A 23707-nucleotide genomic window follows, 5' to 3' on the forward strand; every position below is an offset into this window, starting at 1 on the left:
TGCAATATTGATTTTTTAAATGAAACCAACCCTGCGTCAGATCGAGTATTTCGTGGCCGTCGCCGAGACCGGGCAAGTGATGCGGGCCGCCGAGCGGTGCAGTGCGTCGCAGTCGTCGCTGACGATTGCCTTGCAGAATCTGGAGGTGATTGTCGGCACGCCGCTGTTCGTGCGGCACGCGAAGGGACTGCGCCCGACGGAAGCGGGAGAACGGTTCCTGCGGCACGCCTATCGCATCCTCAACGCGACGGACGACGCCCTGCACGAAGCGCGCACGCTGCCCGACGACGCGGGCGGGCGGTTGCGGCTGGCCGTCACGGAGACGATCTCCGCCTATCTGCTGCCGTCGGTGGCGAGCACGTTGTCCAAGCGCTTTCCCAACGTCGAACTCACGCTGATCGAGGGCGACCGTCGCGAGCTGGAAATGGCCGTGCTTGCAGGCGACGTCGATCTCGCGTTGCTGCTAGTGTCCAACGTCGTCGCCGACGGTCTCGTCTCGCACACGTTGCTGCGCTCCACACGACGGCTCTGGACGAACCCCGGGCATCCGCTGCTCGACAAGCCGACCGTCACGCTGGACGACGTGCGCGGGCAGCGCTTCCTGCTGCTGGACATGGACGAGCATGTGCAGACGGTCGAGCGTTACTGGCATGCGGCGCACGTCGAGCCGGTCGTGCATTTCCGAACGCGCTCGATCGAATCGATTCGCAGCATGGTGGCGCAGGGGTACGGGGTGTCGATTCTGTCGGACCTCGTCTATCGGCCGTGGTCGATCGATGGTGGACGGATTCTGCGACGGGATCTCGGCACGGGTGTGCCGTCGATGGATGTGGGACTGGTGTGGGCGGAACGACGTCCACCGCAAGGGCTGACCGAGCGGATCGTCGGCGCGCTACGCACGCTCATCCGCGAAATCAACGATCGCGGCCATATGGGCGTGGAGTGATCGAAGACGTGGGCCGCTGACAGTCGTCAACGTCCCACGTCCTCTTGATGCATCAGCCGCGACGCGTCGCCAGTTCGGCACCCTGGCGCAGCGCTTCGAGCAGGCTGCCTTCGTCGGCAATGCCCTTGCCTGCGATGTCGAACGCCGTGCCGTGATCGACCGACGTGCGCACCACTTGCAGACCGACGGTCACGTTCACGCCCGCCTCCAGACCCAGCACCTTGACCGGGCCGTGGCCCTGATCGTGGTACATGGCGACGACCAGATCGAAGTCGCCACGACCGGCGCGGAAGAACAGCGTGTCGGCCGGGAGCGGGCCTTCGATGTCCCAACCGCGCTCGCGCAGCAGTTGCACGGCGGGCACAATCTTCTCTTCCTCTTCGCCGTAACCGAACAGCCCGTTCTCGCCTGCATGCGGGTTGATGCCACACACGGCAATGCGCGGGTTCGCAATGCCCGCCTTCACCAGCGTGGCGTGGCCGCGCTCGATCGTGCGCTGCACCAGCCCCGGCTCGATCTTGCGAATCGCGTCGATGATGCCGATGTGGGTCGTCACGTGGATCACGCGCAGTTGCGGCGCGACCAGCATCATCGACACCTCTTCCACACCCGTCAGATGCGCCAGCATCTCGGTGTGACCCGGGAACTTGTGACCGCCCGCGTGCAGCGCTTCCTTGTTCAGCGGTGCGGTGCAGATCGCGTCGATCTCTCCGGCTTCGGCCAGCTTCGCGGCATGCGCGATGTACTGATACGCCGCGTCGCCCGCAATCGCCGACAGCTCGCCGAACGGCAAGTCTTCGGGGATCAGATCGAGGTCGATGCACTCGATCACGCCGCGCGCGAAAGTGGCTTCCGCGACCGTCTTGATGCGACGTACGGTGAGCGGCTGCTTCACGATGGCAATGGCTTGCTCGAGACGGCGCGCGTCGCCGATCACGACCGGGCGGCACTGCTGATAAACGCTCTCGTGCGCCAGACTCTTGACGATGATTTCGGGGCCAACGCCCGCCGCATCACCCATGGTGATGCCGATAACAGGGAGGTAAGGGTTCATGGCGTTTGCGTTCATATCCGTTTTGTTGGGTTGCCCGGCGCACAGGCCGGGGCGATTTCCAGGTGTTCGTTTGCGGACGGCGTCACGTCTTGCGTCAACCGACGCTAGCATCCGCCGCCGCGCGCAGGTGACGATAGGCGCTGTGCAGCGCCGCCTCACCACCGAATGCGCCAGCCTTCGTGACGATGCGCATGGGCGCACCGTTGGCGGGACGTCCGACGGCCACGCCCGGCTCCACTTCCGACAGCAGTTCCAGTGCGCCGATGTTCGCAGCGCTCAACATGGCGCGGGCCGTTTCTCCGCCCGTGACGATCAGTCCCGACAGCTTCGCGAAGTGCGGCGCAATCAATGCCGCCAATGCGGCCGAGAGTTGTGCGCCTTCGGCGGGATCGAACGCATCGTCGCGTCCGATGCGCACGAGCAGGTCGGTGCCTTCCTCGATGGCTTCGCCGATGCGTTCGCACCACACGGCGCTCTGCGGATGCGCAGCACCTGCACGCAATACGGCAGGCGGCACGACCCACTCCACGACCGCATTGTCTTCGCACAGTCGCGCACATTGCTGCCGTGAGACTGCCGACAAGCTGCCGACGAGCGTCAACACGCGGCCCTTGCCGTTATCGGTGTCAACGTTGCTTGCCGCTACTGCCGACTGCGTTGCGCCTTCCGGCACCTCGAACAATTCCGGCAGTTCGGCCAGTTCACGAGCGAGACCGCCCGAACCGACCCAGAAGATTTCCGTGAGCGACGTGCTGGCGCGCGCGAGCATGGCGAGATCGTCGTCGGTCTGCGCGTCGACGATCAGCGCCGTCACGCCCGCTGCGCGAGCTTGCGCGACGATGCCAGCCAACGCCGATGTCACCTGCGCGAGTTCGTCGCGCAGCGTCTCGACAGACACCGTCTGCGTGACCATCCCGGCCGCGCTCAGCATGGGTGCGAGACGCGCTTCCTGCCCTTCATGCTCCAACTGCCACGTGTCCGTCTCGGCCAGCGGCACACCGCGCACGAAGACTTCGCCGTCGCGCACGGTGCGTCCCGTCGCAGGAAACGCGGGCGCGACAACCGCCAGTCCCGCGAGCGGCTGCAAGGCCGCCACTTCGGCCACCCAGTTGCCGCGCAACGTCGAGTCGATTTTCTTGTACAGACGACGGCCCGGTGCCGCCAGTCGCTGCCAGGCCGCGACCGCGCGTGCAGCCGCTTCACCCGGTGCGAGACGCCGCGTGTCGGTGTCGATGGCGACGACTTGTGCCGAGGCGTTGAAGCCGTCGACGTCGAGCGACACCACACTGCGCCGTCCGGCATTGGTAAAGCCAATGGCACAGTCGGCAGCGCCGGACAGATCGTCGGCGACAATCAGAACACTCACTGCACCGCTCCCTTACCCGAGCCCGCTGCCTTTGCCGTGTTGCGCGCCATCGCACGCTTGGCGACGGCCGCCGTCAGGATCGGCGAGACGATGGCGGTCACCACCACGCACGCTGCCACGAGCAGCGTCGCGCTCTTGGCGGCTTCTTCATAAACGGGGTTAGCCGCTGCGATCAGCGCAGGCACCGCCGCAGCATTCCCTGCCGTGTTGGCAGCAGCCGTACCGGCCACGCCCGTGCCGCCCGTCAAACGGTCGACGATGTACAGCGGAATGCCCGTCACGACGACGACGGCGAAGCCGAGCAGGATGCCCAGCAGACCCGCTTGCCAGACCTTGTGCAGATCGAGGCCCGCGCCGAGTGCCAGCGCGAAGAACGGAATCATGACGGGGACGGCACGGCCCAGGAAGTCGCGCATTTCGCGGTCGAGGTTGCCGAGCAGCATGCCCACGGCCAGCGGCAGAATGCTGCCGACCAGCGTCGGCCACGGGAACGCCGACAGACCGGCCACGCCCAGCGTGACCATCGTCAGGAACGGACCCGATTCGAGCGACATGATCGTGTACGCGCCCACGTCTTCCGAACGACCGTACTGGCCCATCAGCGCCATGTACAGGCCGCCGTTGGTGTCATTCATCGCGGCGACCACGGCCAGCGTGGAGATGCCCGCGAACATGCCCGACGTCACCGGCGCTTCGCCCAGGAAGTGACCCAGCACAATGCCCACGACAATCGCCGCGCCCACCTTGGCGGCGAACAGCGCACCGCCCTTCTTGATGAGGTACGGCGTGGCCTTCACGTCGATGCTCGCGCCCATGCAGACGTAGAACACCGCGAGAATCGGCAGCGCGCCGGTGAACAGCGCGTTCGTGAACGAGCCGAAGAACTTCGGCATGCCCGGCATGAACGTGGCAATCAACGAGCCGATCAGCAGGGGGACAATCATCATCCCGCCCGGTACGCGTTCGATGCCGCGCTTGATACGAATTTGAGCCATTGTTGTCTCCCGACTGATATCGATATTGATTAATCGATCATTATTTTGATCGATTTGAGCAGACGGAAGTCTAATCGCTGCCAGAAAAATGTGCAAACTTTGTGACTAGGGGTTTATCCTTGGGTGAAATCGGTCAAAACGACGGCATCCGGATCGTCAAAATGATTGAATCGATCATTTTTACTGAGCAGCACGCTGGATGCGCCCCTCACCCGCTCGTTTGCCAGCGACGTCACCGGTTTGCGGGCACCGCAAGCTACACTATGCGCGCCGTGCGGCGAACCTGCTGTCAGCCATGACGGCGTTGCGCTCGCCCGTAAGACTTCGTCATTCGTATCACTGAGCGATCCCTCCATGAAAGTTGCTAACCGCCGCGAGGCGATTTTCAAAGCTGTCCTGTCGGGCATGACCGATGTGGCTGCGCTGTGCGCGCACTTCGGCATGTCGGAGGCGACCGTGCGGCGCGACCTGCGCGCGCTGGCCGATGAACGCCGCATCGTGCGCACGTACGGTGGTGCCGCGGCGCCCGTACGTATGCACGAACCGGAAGAATCTCTGGAATTGCGTCGCGAGAGTTTTCGCGAACAGAAAGACGCCATCGCCCGCGCTGCGGTGGCGCATGTCGCCGACGGCGACACGATCTTTCTCGATGGCGGTACGACGACCGAAGCAATGGCGCGTTTCCTCGCGGGGCGCGAGAGCGTGCAGGTCGTCACGAACAATTTGCTCGCCGTCGGTGCGCTGGCCGCCAACAAGGTGCCGGTGACGCTCATCGGCGGCGACGTGCGTCCGTCGAGCATGAGCGTGCTCGGACCGCTGGCGCAGCTCGCGCTCTCGCGGGTTTCCGTCGACAAGGCGTTTCTCGGCGCGGACGGTGTCGTCGCCGGACGCGGACTGTGCGAAGCGTCGGCCGAACAGGCGTGGCTCAAGGAGTGCATCATCCGCCAGTCCGCGAGCGTCTATGTATTAGTGACGGCGAACAAACTCGACCGCGCAAGTCAGCAGCACTGGACGCCGCTTGAGCGCGCATGGACGCTCGTCACCGACGCGCGCCCGGACGACGGCGCGCTCACTGAATTCCACAAGCATCCGGAAATCGCCATCGAATCGGTGAACGGCTAAAGGGATGACGCGAGGCGTCGTTCGCCTCGCGTGCCCCGATCTGCGCCAACCGCTCACATATCGCGAGTGCGCGGAATGACGACGGCCTGCCCATGCAGCTTGCCGTCGGCGTCGATCAACTGCCATAGCGTGGCCTCTTCGATCATGAAACGCTCACCGGTCTTGGTGATGCGCACGCCCTTGTAGCCCGACTCATAGCCCAGACGCTGAACGCGTTCGAGGAACTGCTGACGCTCCTCACGGTTCGGCGCTTCGGCCGACAGGCGCGACGGCAAACGGGTGATTTCCTCCCAGTCGTAACCAAAGCGGCGCTGCGCCATCTTGTTGCCGTACATGAACACCGGATCGGCGGCCGTGTTGTGCGCGAGCACGGCAAAGGGTGCGTGCTCGTAGAGCCATTCGACGGCGTCTTCGGAGGGGATGTCTTGCGGGACGAGCGGGCGGCCAAGCAGTCTTGCGTGGCTATCCGCCAGAAGTTGAAAAAACGCTGGATCGGAGTGAAGCGGCATCATCGCGGGGACTTCGACAACAAATTACGGGAGCCCTGACGATACAACATCCGCGCAGTTTTCCGGGGGCAGGTCCCAGGCAAAACAATGGCGTCCGAGGACGCCGTTGTTTTGCCAATGTCGCCTGTTTTACTGAGGAAGCATCAGATCCAGATTCTGAATCGCTGCCCCCGACGCGCCCTTGCCAAGGTTGTCGAGCACCGCTGCAAGCAGGATCTGGCCGTTTTCCGGGTGCGCGAACACGCTCAATTGCATGACGTTCGTGCCGTTCATCGCCTCCGGATCGAGCTGTTTCACAACGCCCGGCGCTTCCATCGGCATCACCTGGACGAATTTTTCATCGGCGTAGTGAGCCGACAACGCGTCGTGCAACGCGCGGCCGTCGACGCCCGGCGCCAGCAAACGCGCCTGAAGCGGAATCGTCAGCACGATGCCTTGCCGGTACGAGCCATACGACGGCAGGAACAGGGGGCGGAACGCGAGACCCGAGCGTTGTTCGATCTCCGGCGCGTGCTTGTGCGACAACTCCAGCCCATACACGCGATGCGTCGACCGGGGTGTCGCATTCGGCCCTTCGTGCTCCTCGACCCCGGCACGTCCGCGACCGGAATACCCCGACACGGCGTTGACGCTGATCGGATAGTCGCGCGGGATCAGCCCGGCGTCGACCAACGGCCGCAGCAGGCCCACCGCACCTGTGGGATAGCAGCCGGGGTTCGACACGCGTTTGGCGCTCGCCACGCGCTCGGCCTGCCCTTTCGCCATTTCGGGGAAACCGTACACCCAGTCGGCGTGCGTGCGATGCGCCGAACTCGCGTCGATCACCCGGACATGCGGATTGACGATAGACGCGGCGGCCTCACGCGCGGCGGGGTCCGGCAGACAGAGAATCGCGATGTCGCAGCTGTTGATCGCCTCGGCGCGATGTTGAGGATCCTTGCGATGGGTGTCCGGCAACGTCAGCAGCTGAATATCGGTGCGTCCACGCAGTTGCTCGTGGATCTGCAATCCCGTGGTGCCCTGGTCACCATCGATAAAGACAAGCGGAGAAGACATATCGGATACCCCATCAGTGGAAACGTAAACCTCGTCGAAGTGGTATCTTCTCGCCACGAGTGAAATAAAAAAAGTTGAATTTCGTGAATCTGAAATTCTAATTTTCTGAATCACACCTCACGATATGACAGTGACGATATGAGAGAGATCAGTCTCGACCGATTGAAGACGCTGGTGGCCGTCGCCGACAGCGGCTCGTTTGCCGATGCGGCGCAGGCGCTGCACCTCTCGCCACCGACCGTCAGCCTGCATATCTCGGATCTGGAAGCGCGCGTGGGCGCACAACTATTGTCGCGCAAGCGCGGGCACGTGCGACCGACGTCGGTCGGCGAGGCGCTGGTCGAGCGCGCCCGGCGGCTGCTGGCCGACGCGGAGCGCACGCTGGAGGACATCGAGCGGCACGCACAGGGACTGGCGGGCCGGGTGAGGATCGGCGCGTCGACGGGGGCCATCGCGCATTTGCTGCCGCAGGCGCTTGAAACGTTGCGTCTGGATCATCCGGACATCGACGTGCAGGTCGCCATCCTCACGTCTCAGGAGACGCTCAGCCGCCTGCATCGCGGCGCACTCGATCTCGGGCTGGTGGCGTTGCCGCAATCGCAGGTCAAAGGGTTGACGCTGCGGCAATGGCGTCGCGATCCGGTGATGGCGTTCCTACCTGCGCACTGGGAGATGCCCAAACGCGTGACGCCGGACTGGCTCGCCGCCCAGCCGCTCATCCTGAACGACAGCACGACACGCTTGTCGCGCCAGACGGCCGAATGGTTCGCCGCCGCCGGACATCATCCGACGCCACGCATCGAGCTCAACTACAACGACGCCATCAAGAGCCTCGTCGCCGCCGGGTACGGTGCGGCGCTTCTGCCGCACGAAGCTACGACGCCCCACACGGACGAGCGCATCGCCATGCGGCCGCTGCGTCCCGCGGTGTGGCGCGATCTGGGCATCGCGCATCACATGGGGCCGCTGGAGCGCTCAACGCAGCATGTGCTCGATGCACTGTGGGGACTGCGGCTGCGATAGCGCTCAATCCTTGGCGACAGGATTGAGAACGAAGTCGTAATGCAACGCGTAGCTGCCATCGTCGCGGCGGACCCACGGTGCGATCAGTGACTGACGCACGCCGAACACCGCGTCCGAATCGAGCCATTTGTCGTCCTCGCGGAAGACATGCGTGACCAGCGTCTCGTATCCCGGCGCTTCAATACGGAAGTGCAGATGCGCGGGACGCCACGGATGCCGCGCGGTGGCCGCCAGCAACTCGCCGACAGGGCCGTCGGTGGGGATCGGATACGCTTCGGCCAACACCGTGTGGAAACGATACGTGCCCGCGTCGTCGGCATGGAGTACGCCGCGTCCTTGCGCGGTGTCGAGGTCGTCGCGCTGCACGTCGTACAGGCCCTGCGCGTCCGCCTGCCACACGTCGATGCGTGCGCCTGCAACGGGACGGCCGTCCAGCCCGCGAATGCTGCCGCTGACTTCGCACGGCTCACCCGATGCGCCGTTCGCCACGTCGTCGCCGTTTTCGTAATGCGGTGCGCCATCGACAAAGAACGGCCCGAACACCGTCGCCTCGGTGCATTCCGGCGGCTTCGCGTTATTCATCGCGACAGTGAGCATCGACAGCCCCAGCACATCGCTTAACAGGATGAATTCCTGACGCTTGTCGTCGCACTTCTGCCCGGTCGCCGTCAGAAAGGCGATGCCCCTGGCCCATTCGTCTTCCGTCAGATTCACGTCGCGGGCGAAGTCGTGCAGATGGCGGATGAGGCTGGTGAGCACTTCGCGCACGCGCGGGTCCGGCGTGCCCGTCAGGCGATCGATCGCTTCCTGCGTGATCGTGTGTTGATCCAGATTGCGCATCGCGTGTCCTTGACGATCAGGTGTGATGAAACGAAAAAGGCACCACATGCCTGGGGAGTATCCCGGCATGTGGCGCCCTCATATGATGCGCTACGCCACGCAGACAGCGCGTGGCAACCACTCAGTCATTGCGTCAATTACGCCGCACTACGCAATGCCGGGCGCGAACCCTTGCCCAGCACCAGATTGGCGACCACGGCCACGACGACGTTCAGCGCCAGCGCGATCAGGCCGGTGTACATCGCGTACTGATCACCGCCCACCGTGAACGAGTGCACAGGCTTGATACCGTCGGCAAACGCCATCCAGCTCCCGCACACGATCCCGACGGCCCAGCCGCACAGCAACGCACGCGCGCCGAACCAGCCCACGAACAGGCCGAACACGAGCGCCGGGAATGTTTGCAGAATCCACACACCGCCCAGCAATTGCAGGTCGAGTGCGAACTTCGTCGGCAGGAACAGGATGAACACCAGCGCGCCCAGCTTCACGACCAGCGACACCACCTTGGCCACCTTCGCTTCACCCTCGTTCGAAATCCCCGGGTTGACGTACGGCTTCCAGAAGTTGCGCGTGAACAGGTTCGATGCACCGATGGACATCACGGCCGCAGGCACCAACGCACCGATGGCAATCGCGGCGAACGCAAAGCCTGCGAACCAGCTCGGGAACAAACCGTTGAACAACGCCGGTACGACGTCGTTGTTGGTCTGCACCTTCACGCCGGCCGCGTAAGCCATGAAGCCAAGCAGCGCGATCAGGCCGAGCAACACAGTGTAGGCGGGCAGGAAGACAGCGTTCTTGCGAATCGTGTTCGCATCCTTCGCGGCGAAAATGCCCGTGAGCGTGTGCGGATACATGAACGCAGCCATCGCCGAGCCGAGCGCCAGCGTGGCGAACGGCAGGAACTGCGACGGCTTGAGCGTCAGGCCGGTCGCCCCGCCCTTGTTCGCGAACACCTCACGCGCCGAGTCGAACACGACACCGTAGCCGCCCAGCTTCGCGGGCACGACGACTACCGCCACGAGCACCACGATGTAGATCATCAGGTCCTTGACGAAGGCGATCAGCGCCGGAGCGCGCAGCCCTGCCGAGTACGTGTACAACGCGAGAATCACGAACGCAGCGAGCAGCGGCAGCTCGCCCGTCAGTCCCAGCGCCTTGATCACGACTTCCATACCGATCAGTTGCAGCGCGATGTACGGCATCGTCGCCACCACGCCGGTGAGTGCAATCGCGAACTCCAGCGGACGCGACTGATAGCGACCGTAGACCACGTCGGCCGCCGTCACGTGACCCGCCTTGTGCGCGGCGTGCCACAGCTTGGGCATGATCAGGAAGACGATCGGGTAGACGAGAATCGTGTACGGCAACGCAAAGAAGCCGTAGGCACCGACGGCATAGACCAGCGCCGGAACAGCGATCACGGTGTAAGCGGTGTAGAAGTCTCCGCCGACGAGGAACCACGTAATCCACGCCCCGAAGTTACGACCACCGAGGCCCCACTCGTCCAGATGCGCGCCTTTGTTGGACGGCCCCGCCATCCAGCGCGACGCCCAGAACCCCATGACAGTGACGAGGATGAAGAAAAATACGAAGACCGCGAGCGCAGTCCAGTTGATACCGGCGTCCATTTACTCTTCCCCTTTCTTCAGACCATCGCGAAACACGATCCAGATCAGCAGCGAGGTCAGCGGCACCCAGGCGAACTGGTACCAGTAAAAGAAGGGGAATCCCCAAAGGGCCGGCAGTTCTTTGTTGTAGAAAGGCACCCACAACAAGCCGATGAACGGCAGCAATAGCAATAACCGCATCTCAGCAGTCTCCTCTTGTTCTAGTTGGATAAAAGCGCATGTAAGACACGCTTAAATACACTCTAGCCGATGGAATGTGCTTTTGCCGCTGCGCCGCAAGGCCCCATGAACAGTGGGGTTTCAGGGAGAAAAGGAGACGTTGCGCGTATCGAAACATTTTGTCCCGATGCGCAAGTTTTATGTCCGTTTTATTCGATGAAATCGACGTGTTTTTACATTGATTTCATCGGGACTTAGGTTGAAATATCAGGCACGAATAATGCTCGGAGCAGAAAGCACAACGCACCTGCATCGTGGATAAAAATACGCAGGTGCGTTGAATTTGTCGCATTAAAAAATCTTGACTTCGGGCGATTATCGTCTACGTGGTCCTACGTAGTAAGCCTGCGCAAGTGCAACCCAATACCGCACGCCGTCGCGAATAATGTCGTCGTTAAAGTCGTAGGCCGGATGATGCAAACCGACGCCGGTTTCGCCACGTGGTGCGTTGCCGATCAGCACATAAGCGCCCGGCTTCGCTTCGAGCATGAAACCGAAGTCCTCGGACGTCATGTTGGGCGGCACGTCGGCATGCGTGGCGTCGTCCCCGAACGTTTCGCGCATGACTTGCTCGCATAGCGCAGCTTCGTTCGCCGTATTGACGGTCGCCGGGTAGTACTGGAAGAACTCGGTCTCGATCGTCGCACCATAGGCCGCTGCCAAGCCGTCGCCAATGCGGCGGATACCGTCCTGCAACTGGTTCAGCACGGCCGACGACAGCGTGCGGATCGTGCCACGCAACTCCGCCGTGTCGGGGATGACGTTGTCCGTGTCGCCCGCGTGCATCATGCACACGGAGACGACCGCCGGTGCGACCGGATCCTTGTGACGGGCGGCCAGCGTCTGGCATTGCAGCACCATCGAGCAGGCGAGCGGAATCGGATCGAGGCCGAGATGCGGCTGCGCGGCATGCGCGCCCTTCCCGCGAATCGTGATCCGGAAGCGAACGCCCGCTGCCATGATCGGGCCGGTGCGCAGGCCGAACTCGCCCGCAGGCAGCGTCGGCCAGTTGTGCATGCCAAACACGGCCTGCGTCGGGAAGCGCTCGAACAGGCCGTCGTCGATCATCTTCTGCGCGCCCGCGCCGCCCTCCTCGCCCGGCTGGAAGACGAAATGCACCGAACCCGGCAACTGCGGCAACTGACGCAGCACGCGGGCCGCACCGAGCAGCATCGTCGTGTGGCCGTCATGGCCGCAGGCGTGCATCACGCCGTGATGACACGATGCATGCGAGAACGTGTTCGCTTCCTGAATCGGCAGCGCATCCATGTCGGCACGCAACACAATGCCTCGCGACGGGTCTGCCCCCGGCAGGCTAGCCACCACACCGGTGCCCGCCATGCCACGGTCGACCGTGTAGCCGAGCGACGTCAGATACTCGGCGACCACATCCGCCGTGCGGCGCTCTTCGAAGCGCAGTTCGGGATGGGCATGCAGGTCGCGGCGCAAGGTGCGCAAGTCGGCGTCGCCCTCAGCGAGCAATACGTCCAGATCGCTCGGAGGCGTCATGTCAGAGATTCCTTGGTCAGTGGGGATGATGCGAGCGTCGGTGATGCGATGTGTGTCCGGTCGACGGGGTTGTCGAGATTTGTCAGTGCGAGCAGCATGCCGACACAGGCATCGGCCACTTCGCGGCCCTTGTGGCGCAGATGTTCGTCGAAAAAGCCGTAGTGCTCGTCGTGCGAATGGAAGTGGTGCGGCGTGAGCGACATCGAGAACACCGGCACATCGGTGTCAAGCTGCACGCGCATCAGGCCATCGACCACGGCCTGCGCCACGAACTCGTGACGATAGATCCCACCGTTGACGACGAGTGCTGCACCGACAATGGCGTCGTACTGGCCGCTTTTCGCGAGGCGCCTCGCGAACAACGGAATTTCGAACGCACCGGGCACATCGAAGTGATGGATACGGTCGGCGGGCACGCCCAGTTCGGTCATGCGCGTCCGGAAGGCGTCGCGCGCACCGTCGAGCAAGTCGGCATGCCAGCCAGCCTGCACGAACGCGATGCGATGAATATCGAGGGAAGTCGTCATAGCTAGTCTGTTGCACGAAAGCCCGCCGCCCCTTGCCAGGCGGCCACGGGCCCTCGTTACTTCTCTTGTGACTGGATTACGATGCGTCTGCCGAGAGCTGCGCCGTCGCCGCCGTGCGGCGCGTGAGCAGCGTCACGACCACCAGCGTCGCCACGTTGAACACCAGCGCGACGATGCCGACGTTGAGGTCCTTGAGCGCGTCCGGCAGGAACGGGAAGAGTGCAGCGACCGACTTCTTCGTGAGCGACACCCACGCCACCGTCGCTTCACCGACGATGATGCTGGCGAACGCCGCCGGGCGGGTCACGAGGTTCTTGCCGATCAGGCTCGCCAGCAACACCGGGAACAACTGCGTCACGAGCGCATAGGCCATGAGCAGCAGCGCCACAATGGTCTGACCGCCGTTGAGCGTGAACAGCACCGCCACCGCCATAACCGCCGGGGCGAGCCACTTGGCGACGCGAGCGACGTGCGCATCGCTCGACTGCGGACGCATCGGGCGATATACGTTGTTCGCAAGCAGCGTGGCCGACGTCATCAGGATCATCGAACCCGGCACGAGCGCCGTCAGAATCCCGGCCGCGCCGATTACGCCGACGAACCACGGATCGAACGTCGCGAGCGATACCTTGAACAGCGCCAGATCGATGTCACCGCCGGTGAGGCCCGGCACGGCGAGCACCGCCGAAAAGCCGACGAAGAGGATGAACAGCAGCATGAGCTGGTAGATCGGCAGCACGAAGGCGTTGCGGCGCAGCACTTCCTCACGCTTGGCCGTGTACGTCGCCATGAACATGTGCGGCCACATGTAGAAGCCTAGCGTCGACAGGATCACCGTGGAGACCATCCACACCGGGCTTTCGCCCACGTCCTTGAGCGCCAGGAAGCCCGGCTTGGCCTTTTCGATGGCCGCGAACATTTCACCCACGCCACCGTAGTAGTGATACGGCAGATAAAGGCCAAGGAACACAGCCACGAACATGACGAGCGCGTCCTTGACGACCGACGTCCATGCCGAGCCGTGCACGCCGGACAGCGCCACATACACCGCGACCACGACCGCGCCGATCAGCACGCCCTGATTCGCCGAGAGCGCGGAATACGACGACACGCTCACGATGATCCCAAGACCCTTGAGTTGCAACACGAGGTACGGCACCAGCGCCGCAAAGCCGACGATGGCCACCAGCACGCCGAGCACCGGACTGTTGTACTTCGAGGCGAAGAAATCCGGCTGCGAGATCAGGTTGCGTTCCTTCGCATAGCGCCAGATCGGCGGCAACAGGAAGTACGACAGGATGAACGGCAGGCTGCCGTAGCCGAGCAGGTAATACGCGCCCGCACCGTGGCCATACGCATAACCGCTGCCGCCGAGGAACACGAACGTCGTGTAGATCTCGCCCGCCATCAGCAGGAAGACGATGGCCGCGCCAAAACCGCGACCCCCGACGGCCCACTGCTCAAGGCTCATGTCCTTGCCGCGTCGCGCGCGGATGCCGAGGAACAATGCCAGTGCGATGGCCAGAAAGATGAAGATCAGTGCGCTATTCATGCTCAGACTCCTTCCTGGCCGTGGTCGGCCGCCTCGAATCGCGCCCGATCCGCGTAATAGATGATCGCCATCACAATAGAGGTCAGCACGAGCGCCCCCGCCAGCCACGCCAGCAGAAACGGCATGCCGAGCACATACGGCGTGACGCGGTTGACGAAAAACGGACCTACCAGAACCGCCAATACTGGTAGGAGTGCTAAAAGATGTATGGACCGCATGAGCGTCTCCTGGTTTTTCCCGTTGCCTTGTCGGGCCGGTCAGGGCATCGCAAATTCAAAGTGCTTGAATGTGCGATAACCGCCGTCCGGCACGTCGTGTATGCGGTGAAGCGTGTCCCGTACGTTCACCGCGACAGATCCGTCGTCGGGTTACGCCGTCTCCATCAGGTGCGAGATGCTCTTGACGTGCGTGTAGCACTCAAGCCCCTCGGTGCCCCCTTCCCTGCCGTAGCCGCTGTCCTTCACGCCACCGAACGGAGTCTCGGAGACTGCCGAGACCAGATGGTTGATCGCGAGGTTGCCGACTTCGAGTTCGTCGCCAAGGCGGTAGGCATTCGCCGCAGAGCGGGTGAACGCATAACCTGCCAGCCCATAAGGCACGCTGTTGGCGCGCTCGATGGCTTCGTCGAGACTATCGACGGGCACGATCAGCGACAGCGGGCCGAACGGTTCTTCGAGCATTGCGCGCGCATCCGACGGCACGTCGGCCAGCGCGGTGAACGGGAACACGTAGCCAGGGCCTTCGGCGCGAACGCCGCCGCACAGTACGCGTGCGCCGCGCGCTACGGCGTCGTCGACCAGCGAATGCAGTGCGTCCAGACGCCGCTGGTTCACCACCGGGCCAATGTCGCTCGACGACTCGAGGGCGTGACCCGCGCGGATCGCCGCGCCGTGACGCGCGAACGCCGCTGTGAAGGCGTCGTAGACCTTGCGGTGGACGAAGAAGCGCGTGGGCGCCACACACACCTGACCGGCGTTGTTGAGCTTGCCCTTGACGCACGCAAGCGCCGCCGCTTCGGGGTCAGCGTCGTCGCACACGATGACCGGTGCGTGACCGCCCAGTTCCAGAATGGCGGGCTTCATGTACTTCGCCGTCAACCCGGCAAGATGCTTGCCGACCGGCGTGGAGCCCGTGAACGTGATGCCGCGCACCACAGGGCTTGCAATCAGATGTGACGAAATCGTCGCGGGGTCGCCGAACACGAGGTTGAACACACCGTCGGGCAAGCCTGCGTCCTGGAATGCCTGCGCCATCAGCACGGCACCGGCCGGCGTTTCTTCGGCCGCCTTGAGGATGATTGAGCAACCCGCTGCAAGCGCGCCGCCGACCTTGCGGGCGGGCGAACTCATCGGGAAGTTCCACGGCGTGAAGGCGGCGATTACGCCGACCGGCTCACGCACCACGGTGTGACGCATGCCCGGCTCGGCGGGAATGACCCGACCGTAAAGACGCTTGCCTTCGTTGGCATCCCACGTCATCAGATCGCAGCCGCGCAACACTTCTGCGCGGGCCTGCGCCAGCGTCTTGCCCTGCTCCAGCGAAATAGCGAACGCGATGCTCTCGACACGCTCCTTGAGCAACGCGATAGCACGCAGCATGATCTCGGTGCGCTGTGCCGGCGACGTGCGTCGCCAGACGCGCAAACCATGCTCGGCCGCAGCCAAAGCGTCGTCGAGGTCGGTGAGCGTCGCCGTCGGCACCGTGCCGATGGTCGTGCCTTCCGAGGGGTTCGTCACCGGCTGGCCGGGCGCAGCGCGCCACTGACCGCCGATCAGCATCTTGATGTCGGGATAGGAATACATTTCAACGTCTCGGGTTACTTGAGGTACGGAAGAAAAGAACTTCGTGCGCTATCGGGATATCGGGCTATCGCTTGCCACCGGCCATGCGCAGCGACGCCGGGTGCTGACGCAATCGCCACATCGCCACGCAGCCGAGGGCCGGTCCGATAGCGAGCACCCCCATGCCGCCCTGCCAGCCGAGGTGCGCCACGATCACCGGCACCAGCCGGATGCTGGCGAGCGTGAGCAAGAACCCGGCACACGTCTGTGCGGTGAGCAGCGTGCCAACCGACGTCGGGTCTGCCAGCTCCGCAACGGCCGCCGAAAACTGCGCCGAGTCTGCAATGACGGAGAAGCCCCACACGAATGCGACACCCACAACAAGTGCAAGCGGTGCAGCAGGCATCCAGCCGATCACAGCGGCGCACGTCGCGCTGAGCGCCATCGCCCCCATCGTGACGAGCGTTCGTCCCAGACGATCCGCGAGCATGCCGCCCGCCCACGCACCGACCGCGCCGAACGCGATCACCGCAAACGTCAGCATCTCGGCCTTTTCGTGGAACTCCGCCACGCCATGCAGTTGCAACGTGTATTGCAGGAACAGGCCGAGCCACGCCCACATGGCATACAGCTCCCACATGTGACCGAGATAGCCCAGATTCGCCAGCCGCACCGCCGGGTCGCGCCACGCCTGCGTGACCTTCGTGAAGTCGACGCGCGCCGCCCGCTTGATGTTCGGGCCGATCTCAGCGAAACCGATGGCTACGCCCGACGCCACGGCCAGCGTGGCCGCCGCGAGATAGACCCAGCGCCAGTCGAGATCTTGTAGGCCGCCCACCAGATGCGGACTCGCGGAGCCCAGCGTGAGCGCCGCGACCAGCAAGCCGATCAGCAAACCGAGGTCGGCTTTGGCCCACGTTGCCACAAGGCGGATGCCGACCGGATAGACACCGGCCATGCAAATGCCCGTGATCAGGCGCAGCAGAATCACCAACGGCCCGGTCGGCGGCAGCACGGCCAGTGCACCGGTCGAGAGCGCCGCCATCAGCGCCGACGCCGCGAAGATCCGACGCAGATCGTACCGGTCAGGCAGCGCGAGCGTGGCCGACACGACCGTGCCGATCACGAACCCGAGCTGCACCGCACCGGTGAGCATCGCCTCGTCCCCCGAGGCAATTGCCTGCGTGCGCTTGATCAGCGCGACGGCGGTCGTCGACGAAAACCAGACGCCCATCGCCGCCACTTGCGCCAGCAGCACGATCGCCAGTGAGGCGACCTTGCCGTCGGGTGCGCCGTGTTCGCGCAGGGTGCGCAGGGTGGACGTAGACTTCATGGGCAGTGCGTCCTCAGGCGGAGACCGCTTGCGCGACCATGCCGACGCGGTGGAAACCGCGTGCGAAATAGATCAGGCCGTCGAGCGCCGCAGCCGAGCGCGCCGCCTTCACTTCACAGAAGAAGACCGTGTGCGTGCCAACTTCGGTGATCGACGACACTTCGCAGTCGAGCACGCTCACCGCACCTTGCAGCGCCGGCGCGCCGGTGTGCAGGGTGTCCCAGTCGCCGCTGGCGAAACGCGTTTCGATCGACAGATCCTTCGTCGCAAACTGCATGGCGATGTCGCGCTGGTCGGCCGACAGCACGTTCACGCACAGGCGTGCGTTCTCGCGCATCACGGCGTTGTTGCGGCTCGCCCGGTTGATGCAGACGAGCAGCGTGGGCGGATCGTCGGTGACGGCGCACACGGCAGAGGCGGTGCATCCGGCCAGCCCGCCAGGGCCGTCGGTGGTGATGACGTTGACGGCCGCACCCAGGCCAGCCATCGCTTCGCGGAAGATCGATTTGTCCACCGTGCTCTTGTCCATTTCCTTCACCTCGTTCAATACGTGCCTACGTGACGGTTCGCTTTCACGGGGACGCTTACTTCGCGCCCGAGCGGTACTGCGCAGCGCTGTGCGTCTGCGGCAGACGGTCATGACCGAAGAGCTTCTTGCGGTACGTGCCGTCGCCGTACGAGGTCTTGTACGCGCCACGCTCCTGCAACAGCGGCACCACGAGGTCGATCACGTCTTCGAAGCACTCCGGCACGACGGTGCGCGAGAGGTTGAAGCCGTCGATACCCGTTGCCTCGCTCCACGCCATCATCTGGTCGGCAATGGTCTGAGCCGAGCCGATCCACGGCGTCTGGCGACTGCCGAGCACCATCTGTTCGAGCAGCTTGCGACGCGTCCATTGCGGACCGGCGGCGCGCGTCATGGCCGTGACGTTCGACACGATGGCCTGGCTCTTGCCGGTATCGATCGGCTCGTCGATGTCGTACTTGGCGAAGTCGATGCCCAGCGACGCAGCTGCATGTGCGAGAGCGCCTTCCGAGCTGACGTAACGACGATACTCCTCGAACTTCTCTTTTGCCTCAGCGTCGGTGCGGCCGACGATGGGCGTCGCGCCCATGAAGACCTTGACGTCGCTCGCTTGGCGGCCGTACTTCACAGCCTCGGCGCGGATCGTGTCGACGATCTCCTTCACGCCGTCCATCTTCTGGCCGTTCACGAAGACGCACTCGGCGTGAGTGGCCGCGAACTGGCAACCGCGCGGCGACGAACCGGCCTGATACAGCACTGGCGTGCGTTGCGGCGACGGGGCGCTCAGGTGCATCGCGTCGACCTTGTATTGCTTGCCGTGGTGATGGATCACGCGCACCTTCGACGGATCGGCGTAGACGCCCCCTGCGCGGTCGGCCAGCACGGCGTCGTCGTCCCAACTGCCTTCCCACAGCTTGTAGACGAGCGACATGTACTCGTCTGCCAGGTCGTAGCGGTCGTCGTGCGCGATCTGTCCTTCGATGCCGATGGCGCGCGCAGCGCTATCGAGATAGCCCGTCACGATGTTCCAGCCGATACGCCCGCCCGTCAGGTGATCGAGCGTCGACATGCGGCGCGCGAACAGGAACGGCTGCTCGTAGGTCAGGTTGGCCGTGACACCGAAGCCGAGGTGTTGCGTGGCGGCAGCCATGGCCGGAATCAACATGAGCGGATCGTTGACCGGGACTTGCACGGCGTTGCGCAGCGCGGCGTCAGCGTTGCCGCCATAGACGTCATACACGCCGACCACGTCGGCGAAGAACATCCCGTCGAAGAGCCCCTTCTCCAGCTTCTTCGCGTAGTCGACCCAGTATTGCAACTCGCTGTAGCGCGTGGATTGATCGCGGGGATGCGTCCACAGACCTTGCTGGATATGACCCACGCAGTTCATCTCGAAGGCGTTCAGTCGAATTTCACGGGGCATGTTGACTCCTTGTCTGCAACAAATTAGGGGCGGGACCAATGCGGTTCGATCCGTTGTTGCCGTTTACTATAGTAGACGTTTGACTACGATCAAAAATATTTCAGATGGGGGTAAACGCTAAATTTCCGGGTCGTGATAGAGGTGACTTGTATAATTTCGCAACCCGAAACCCTTGGAATCTCTGCATGACTCCCCCGATGGTGGACCCGACGCCCGCGATTTCGCATCGCATTCGTATCGAGCGCGAATCCCGCGGCTGGTCGTTAGGCGATCTGGCTGAGCGCTCCGGTGTCTCGAAGGCGATGATCAGCAAGATCGAACGTGGCGCTGCCAGCCCGACGGCTGCACTGCTCGGTCGTCTCTCGGGCGCATTCGGTCTGCAACTGTCGATGCTGCTTTCGCTCGCCGAACAATCCGGAGAGCGTTTGAGCCGCGAAGCCGAGCAACTGGTCTGGCAGGACCCGGAGACGGGCTATCTGCGCCGCGCCGTGTCACCGCGCAATGGCGGCATGCTGGAGTTGCTGGAAGTGACGTTGCCGCCGGGCGTGAACGTGTCGTATCCGTCGTCGGCCTTCACGTTTCAGCATCAGCAGATCTGGGTGCGCAAGGGAACGCTCACGTTCGAGGAAGGCGAGTTGACGTATGAACTCAAGGAAGGCGACTGCCTTCAGCTCGGGCCGCCCGCACCGTGCACGTTCCTCAACGCAGGCAAACAACCTTGCGTCTACGTTGTGGCACTGGTGCGTCGTTAAGCCCACACTCAGCGGACATCGTCTTAACCGAACAAGGAATATTCATGCGCACTATCGGCTTGATCGGCGGCATGAGCTGGCAATCCAGCGTGGAGTACTACCGCATCGTCAACGAGGCGGTGCAGGCGAGGCTCGGCCCGCTGCGCTCAGCGCAGACACTGATGTTCAGCGTGGATTTCGGTCCGATTGAGCGTGCCCAGCATGAGGGACGCTGGGATGACGCCGGTGTGATGTTGCGCGACGCGGCGATGCGTCTGGAAGCAGGCGGCGCGGACTGTGTGGTGCTGTGCACGAACACGATGCACAAGCTGGCGAACTACATCGAAGACGCGGTCTCGATCCCGCTCATCCACGTGGCCGATCCAGTCGGACATGCCGCAAAGGCACGTGAGATTACCTGCGTCGGCCTGCTAGGGACCGCGTTCACGATGGAGCAGGATTTCATCAAGTCACGGCTGCAGCAGAAGTTCGGACTCGACGTGCTGGTGCCGGACAGCGACGACCGCGCCGCCGTGCATCGTGTGATCTACGACGAACTTTGCGTGGGCATCGTCAGCGACGCGTCGCGCGCCGTCTATCTGGACGTGATGCAACGGCTCGCCGCACGCGGCGCACAAGCCATCATCCTCGGCTGCACCGAGATTTCGCTGCTAGTGAAGCCGGAACACACCGACCTGCTGCTGTTCGACACCACCGAATTACACGCGATGGCAGCGGTCGACTTCGCGCTCGACGCCGTCGCCTGACATTGCAACGGGAGAGCGTCGAATCGATGTCGACGCCCTCCCACGCGTTCCGTCACGTTGTCGCTTACGCGCGGCTACGTTGCGAACGAAGCCACAGGAATTGCACGATCGAGCCGAGCACGAAGATGCCCAGCCAAGCGCCGAGTGCGCCGCGCACGAGCGGCGACTCCGGACCGCTCGCGAGCGGATGGCTCGCAGGCAGTCTCGTCAGCGTCTCATTGATCCCCGGCACCAGCAGCAAAAAGAAGCTGAACCCGAAAGCGAACTGGGAGAAGTACGGGCGCACACGTCCCAGAAAATCGATCTTCGGGATGAGCAAACCACCCAGCGTCGCGAGCAACGCCAGAATGCCCAGCGCATGGCCGACGTTGAATCCACCCGTGCTCGATAGCCCGAACGACGTGAGCACCGAGATCAACATTCCGACGAGATAAAGCTGGCCGGAGCGATTGGCCGGATCGATCTTTCGATAGCGAACGAAGCTGGAGATGCCCGCTGCGAACGTCACGACACTGATGGCGGTATGCACCGCGCCCAAGGTGGAAATAGGATGAGGCATGGAGGGGACTCCTTCGACCGACTAGTTGGTTGGTTTGACACTTCAAAAAGTGGGCGCAATTGCGCCCTTATCTGCATGCTCGTCCGAACGATGTTCAGTCGGTCGGCGTCATTTCTTCAAACTCACTTCTTCGAACTCAAGCGACTGATCGCCACTTGTGCAATCGCCTGAAACGAATCCGCGCTTCCCAATGCCCGCGCCGTCAACATCGCGCCGTGCACCGTGGACATGAACGCCTGCGCCTCGACCAGCGCGCTGCCGTTCAACCGGAACTGCCCCTTCTCCACACCGGCTTCAAGCACCGATGCAAGCCATGCCGTCAGATCGTCGAAATAGCGACGCACCTCGTCGGCGATCTCCGTCGGGATCATCGGCAATTCCGCCGCCAGCATGGCGCAGATGCACATGGGCATCGAACCGTCGCGAATGCACTCCGCCCAGTAATTCGTGTAGGCAGTGAGACGCGCCGTCGGATCGGCCACATGCCGATCGAGCGCCGCCAGCCCGTCGCGCGCCTGCTCGCGATGCCGCTTGACCACCGTCAGCACCAGATCTGCTTTGCTGGGGAAGTGGTGGTGAATGCTGGCCTTGCCGATATTCACCCGCTCGGACAGATCGGCGTAGCTAAACCCGTGATAACCGCCCGCCGCCAGCAGTTGCTTCGTGTGCTCTGCGATTTCGGTCGCCCGGGGAGACAGCTCGACGCTCATAGTCCTTAACTCGATTAGACGAAATGGCGTGAAGCCGTGCCTCACGCGCGGGTTTGACGCCGGTGACGGCGTCCAATGGCAGCCAATCTACTAGTTGGTTGGTTGCGCGTCAAGTGCCCCCCCGATCGTGCGTCGCCATACGTTGTGCGGCTTGCTTGACTCATGGTGCCTGAATCATGCGGCTAAACTCACGCGCCATATACCAGCCGCTCGAAGAGATCCTCCCCGCCCATCTGCCCGCCCTTGAGCAGAATCTCCATGCCGTCGAACGACGGCACATCGCTTTTCAGACGACACAGCGGCGCACCCGGCGCGAGTGCCCCGGCATGCGTCAGTCCCCAGGCATCGAGCGCCCGCATGCCGTGGCTGGACGTATCTCCTCCCGCAATGCCCATGCGCGACACCGGCACTTCGCGCAGCACTTGTGCGAGCAATCGTCCTCCGGCTTGCGCGAGCCGTAGCGCGTTGATCGTGCCCTCGTTCGCCGTCGCCCCCTGAGAAGGGACGGTGCACGCCAGCGTATGACGCCCAGCTCGGAGATGTTTCACGAGCGCTGAGGCCGCCGACGCGCAGTATTGCCCATCCGCTTGCGTCAATCGCACGGCATCGAGACGCACGATCTCGAACGACTTTGCTGCGGCCACTTGTGCTGCGGTCACGGGCGAAAGACTCCCCGCCAACACCAGCACCGGCCCGCAAGCCGCCGCGACACCCGTCGACGTCACCGTCGCGCGTTGCGGCATGGCGCTCGCTAGCGCCTGCGTTACGCTGCTCGGGCCGACGGCCAGTAGCGGCGCGTGTTCGGCCGCCGTCCAAAGCTGCGCCCCGATTTCACCCAAGTCGCTTTGTCGCGCGACATCCCACAGCACGTGTCTCACGCCTGCTTCGCGCAACGCGAGCAAGCGCGCGGACGACGCGTGCGTGGCATCGGCGTCATAGCTCGTCCACGGAATCAGCCCGATGCCTTCCAGTCCCTGCCCCGCAAGATGCCGCCGCAAATCCGCTTCGCTCATCGGGGTGACCGGGTGGCGACTCATCGTCGGATGCCGGTCGATGCGGAATACGTCGCCACCCGCGCCAGCCGCTGCAAAGAGATTGCCGAACAGACAGAAGCGTTGCAGGTTCGGCTGACCGCCGACGATCGCCACCCACGGGCTGGGCATTGCCGCAGACAGCAGCCGCACGGCCTCTCCAATGCTGCCGACGTCCGGCGCGCTGTCGAACGTCGAACAGGTCTTGTAGTGCAGCACGCGCGGTTGAAGGCGTCGCGCGAGGTCGGCCACCGGCGCGAGTTCGTCGCGCATTTGCATCGGCGCCAGCGAGCGTGCGATGCCCGCGATGCCCAGACAGTCGATCTCGCCCAGCGAGGCCAGACGCGCCTCGGTCGGCGGCGCGAGCAACAACATGCTGCGCAATCCCGCTTGCGCAGCGGTCGCGAGCGTGTCCGTCGCACCGGTGAAATCGTCGCCGTAATAGAGCAGATGCGGACGATGCCGTTCGGTCGCTTTCGATTCGATGACCATGT

Annotated in this window: 25 protein-coding genes; 5 read left to right on the forward strand and 20 right to left on the reverse strand. The window is 63.6% G+C overall.

The window, feature by feature from the left end:
• Nucleotides 1-19: 19 nt before the first annotated feature.
• A complete protein-coding gene (locus PCO31010_RS19905) occupies nucleotides 20-946 on the forward strand; it encodes a LysR family transcriptional regulator (protein ID WP_150665790.1) in 927 nt (308 codons plus the stop codon).
• A 52-nt stretch (nucleotides 947-998) separates the two neighbouring features.
• Here the strand turns inward: PCO31010_RS19905 and pdxA are convergent, their stop codons facing one another.
• The 4 genes from pdxA to PCO31010_RS19925 form a co-directional block, all read right to left on the reverse strand.
• Complete coding sequence (pdxA, locus tag PCO31010_RS19910; RefSeq protein WP_150665791.1) at nucleotides 999-2000, reverse strand: 4-hydroxythreonine-4-phosphate dehydrogenase PdxA; 1002 nt, start codon at nucleotides 1998-2000, stop codon at nucleotides 999-1001.
• Between the two features lie 94 nt (nucleotides 2001-2094).
• A complete protein-coding gene (locus PCO31010_RS19915; RefSeq protein ID WP_150665792.1) occupies nucleotides 2095-3366 on the reverse strand; it encodes a four-carbon acid sugar kinase family protein in 1272 nt (423 codons plus the stop codon).
• Complete coding sequence (locus tag PCO31010_RS19920; RefSeq protein WP_150665793.1) at nucleotides 3363-4361, reverse strand: 2-keto-3-deoxygluconate permease; 999 nt, start codon at nucleotides 4359-4361, stop codon at nucleotides 3363-3365. Before PCO31010_RS19920 ends, PCO31010_RS19915 begins: the two co-directional genes overlap by 4 nt.
• A gap of 113 nt (nucleotides 4362-4474) precedes the next feature.
• Nucleotides 4475-4717: a hypothetical protein gene (locus PCO31010_RS19925; protein ID WP_150665794.1), complete on the reverse strand. Its 243-nt coding sequence runs from the start codon at nucleotides 4715-4717 to the stop codon at nucleotides 4475-4477.
• Here PCO31010_RS19925 and PCO31010_RS19930 point away from each other — a divergent pair.
• Nucleotides 4716-5483 carry a DeoR/GlpR family DNA-binding transcription regulator gene (locus tag PCO31010_RS19930; protein WP_150665795.1) on the forward strand — a complete coding sequence of 256 codons (768 nt, stop codon included), beginning with the start codon at nucleotides 4716-4718 and terminating at the stop codon, nucleotides 5481-5483. The two genes, PCO31010_RS19925 and PCO31010_RS19930, sit on opposite strands and share 2 nt — an antisense overlap.
• 53 nt (nucleotides 5484-5536) lie before the next feature.
• Here the strand turns inward: PCO31010_RS19930 and PCO31010_RS19935 are convergent, their stop codons facing one another.
• Nucleotides 5537-5995, reverse strand: a complete 459-nt coding sequence (locus PCO31010_RS19935) for an MEKHLA domain-containing protein (RefSeq protein WP_150665796.1) — start codon at nucleotides 5993-5995, stop codon at nucleotides 5537-5539.
• 126 nt (nucleotides 5996-6121) lie between these two features.
• Nucleotides 6122-7048, reverse strand: coding sequence for an N-acetyl-gamma-glutamyl-phosphate reductase (gene argC, locus PCO31010_RS19940; RefSeq protein ID WP_150665797.1), 927 nt, complete (start codon nucleotides 7046-7048; stop codon nucleotides 6122-6124).
• Between the two features lie 138 nt (nucleotides 7049-7186).
• On the opposite strand from argC, the gene PCO31010_RS19945 reads away from it, so the two are divergent.
• Nucleotides 7187-8071 carry a LysR family transcriptional regulator gene (locus tag PCO31010_RS19945; protein ID WP_150665798.1) on the forward strand — a complete coding sequence of 295 codons (885 nt, stop codon included), beginning with the start codon at nucleotides 7187-7189 and terminating at the stop codon, nucleotides 8069-8071.
• Between the two features lie 3 nt (nucleotides 8072-8074).
• Here PCO31010_RS19945 and PCO31010_RS19950 read toward each other — a convergent pair whose 3' ends face one another.
• The 11 genes from PCO31010_RS19950 to PCO31010_RS20000 form a co-directional block, all read right to left on the reverse strand.
• A complete protein-coding gene (locus PCO31010_RS19950; RefSeq protein ID WP_150665799.1) occupies nucleotides 8075-8911 on the reverse strand; it encodes an intradiol ring-cleavage dioxygenase in 837 nt (278 codons plus the stop codon).
• A gap of 137 nt (nucleotides 8912-9048) precedes the next feature.
• Nucleotides 9049-10545 (reverse strand): monocarboxylate uptake permease MctP, encoded by a 1497-nt coding sequence (gene mctP / locus PCO31010_RS19955; protein WP_150665800.1) that lies wholly within the window; start codon nucleotides 10543-10545, stop codon nucleotides 9049-9051.
• Nucleotides 10546-10725: a DUF3311 domain-containing protein gene (locus tag PCO31010_RS19960; RefSeq protein ID WP_039399840.1), complete on the reverse strand. Its 180-nt coding sequence runs from the start codon at nucleotides 10723-10725 to the stop codon at nucleotides 10546-10548.
• Nucleotides 10726-11079: 354 nt separating this feature from the next.
• Complete coding sequence (locus PCO31010_RS19965; RefSeq protein ID WP_150665801.1) at nucleotides 11080-12273, reverse strand: M20 aminoacylase family protein; 1194 nt, start codon at nucleotides 12271-12273, stop codon at nucleotides 11080-11082.
• A complete protein-coding gene (locus PCO31010_RS19970) occupies nucleotides 12270-12800 on the reverse strand; it encodes a 6,7-dimethyl-8-ribityllumazine synthase (protein ID WP_150665802.1) in 531 nt (176 codons plus the stop codon). The genes PCO31010_RS19965 and PCO31010_RS19970 overlap by 4 nt, the downstream gene beginning before the upstream one ends.
• A 76-nt stretch (nucleotides 12801-12876) precedes the next feature.
• Complete coding sequence (locus tag PCO31010_RS19975) at nucleotides 12877-14352, reverse strand: sodium:solute symporter family protein (RefSeq protein WP_150665803.1); 1476 nt, start codon at nucleotides 14350-14352, stop codon at nucleotides 12877-12879.
• Between the two features lie 2 nt (nucleotides 14353-14354).
• A complete protein-coding gene (locus tag PCO31010_RS19980; protein ID WP_150577397.1) occupies nucleotides 14355-14570 on the reverse strand; it encodes a DUF3311 domain-containing protein in 216 nt (71 codons plus the stop codon).
• Between the two features lie 150 nt (nucleotides 14571-14720).
• Nucleotides 14721-16154: an NAD-dependent succinate-semialdehyde dehydrogenase gene (locus PCO31010_RS19985; RefSeq protein WP_150665804.1), complete on the reverse strand. Its 1434-nt coding sequence runs from the start codon at nucleotides 16152-16154 to the stop codon at nucleotides 14721-14723.
• Nucleotides 16155-16218: 64 nt separating this feature from the next.
• Entirely contained in the window at nucleotides 16219-17466 is a 1248-nt protein-coding gene (locus PCO31010_RS19990; protein ID WP_150665805.1) for an MFS transporter, read from the reverse strand.
• A gap of 13 nt (nucleotides 17467-17479) precedes the next feature.
• Nucleotides 17480-17995 (reverse strand): flavin reductase, encoded by a 516-nt coding sequence (locus PCO31010_RS19995; protein WP_150665806.1) that lies wholly within the window; start codon nucleotides 17993-17995, stop codon nucleotides 17480-17482.
• Nucleotides 17996-18050: 55 nt separating this feature from the next.
• Complete coding sequence (locus PCO31010_RS20000) at nucleotides 18051-19415, reverse strand: LLM class flavin-dependent oxidoreductase (RefSeq protein WP_150665807.1); 1365 nt, start codon at nucleotides 19413-19415, stop codon at nucleotides 18051-18053.
• Nucleotides 19416-19600: 185 nt separating this feature from the next.
• On the opposite strand from PCO31010_RS20000, the gene PCO31010_RS20005 reads away from it, so the two are divergent.
• Together PCO31010_RS20005 and PCO31010_RS20010 are read left to right on the forward strand one after the other, a co-directional pair.
• On the forward strand, nucleotides 19601-20167 hold the full coding sequence (locus tag PCO31010_RS20005) for a helix-turn-helix domain-containing protein (protein ID WP_046291224.1): 567 nt from the start codon (nucleotides 19601-19603) through the stop codon (nucleotides 20165-20167).
• A 44-nt stretch (nucleotides 20168-20211) separates the two neighbouring features.
• Nucleotides 20212-20913, forward strand: a complete 702-nt coding sequence (locus PCO31010_RS20010) for an aspartate/glutamate racemase family protein (protein ID WP_150665808.1) — start codon at nucleotides 20212-20214, stop codon at nucleotides 20911-20913.
• 64 nt (nucleotides 20914-20977) lie between these two features.
• Here the strand turns inward: PCO31010_RS20010 and PCO31010_RS20015 are convergent, their stop codons facing one another.
• From PCO31010_RS20015 to PCO31010_RS20025, 3 genes are all read right to left on the reverse strand, one after another.
• Nucleotides 20978-21472: a hypothetical protein gene (locus PCO31010_RS20015; RefSeq protein ID WP_150665809.1), complete on the reverse strand. Its 495-nt coding sequence runs from the start codon at nucleotides 21470-21472 to the stop codon at nucleotides 20978-20980.
• A gap of 122 nt (nucleotides 21473-21594) precedes the next feature.
• Nucleotides 21595-22182, reverse strand: a complete 588-nt coding sequence (locus tag PCO31010_RS20020; RefSeq protein ID WP_150665810.1) for a TetR/AcrR family transcriptional regulator — start codon at nucleotides 22180-22182, stop codon at nucleotides 21595-21597.
• 188 nt (nucleotides 22183-22370) lie between these two features.
• The gene (locus PCO31010_RS20025) at nucleotides 22371-23705 is read right to left on the reverse strand and encodes a four-carbon acid sugar kinase family protein (protein WP_150665811.1); all 1335 of its coding nucleotides are present in this window, start codon (nucleotides 23703-23705) and stop codon (nucleotides 22371-22373) included.
• Nucleotides 23706-23707 lie beyond the last annotated feature (2 nt).

Source organism: Pandoraea commovens (genome assembly GCF_902459615.1).
Lineage (GTDB): Bacteria > Pseudomonadota > Gammaproteobacteria > Burkholderiales > Burkholderiaceae > Pandoraea > Pandoraea commovens.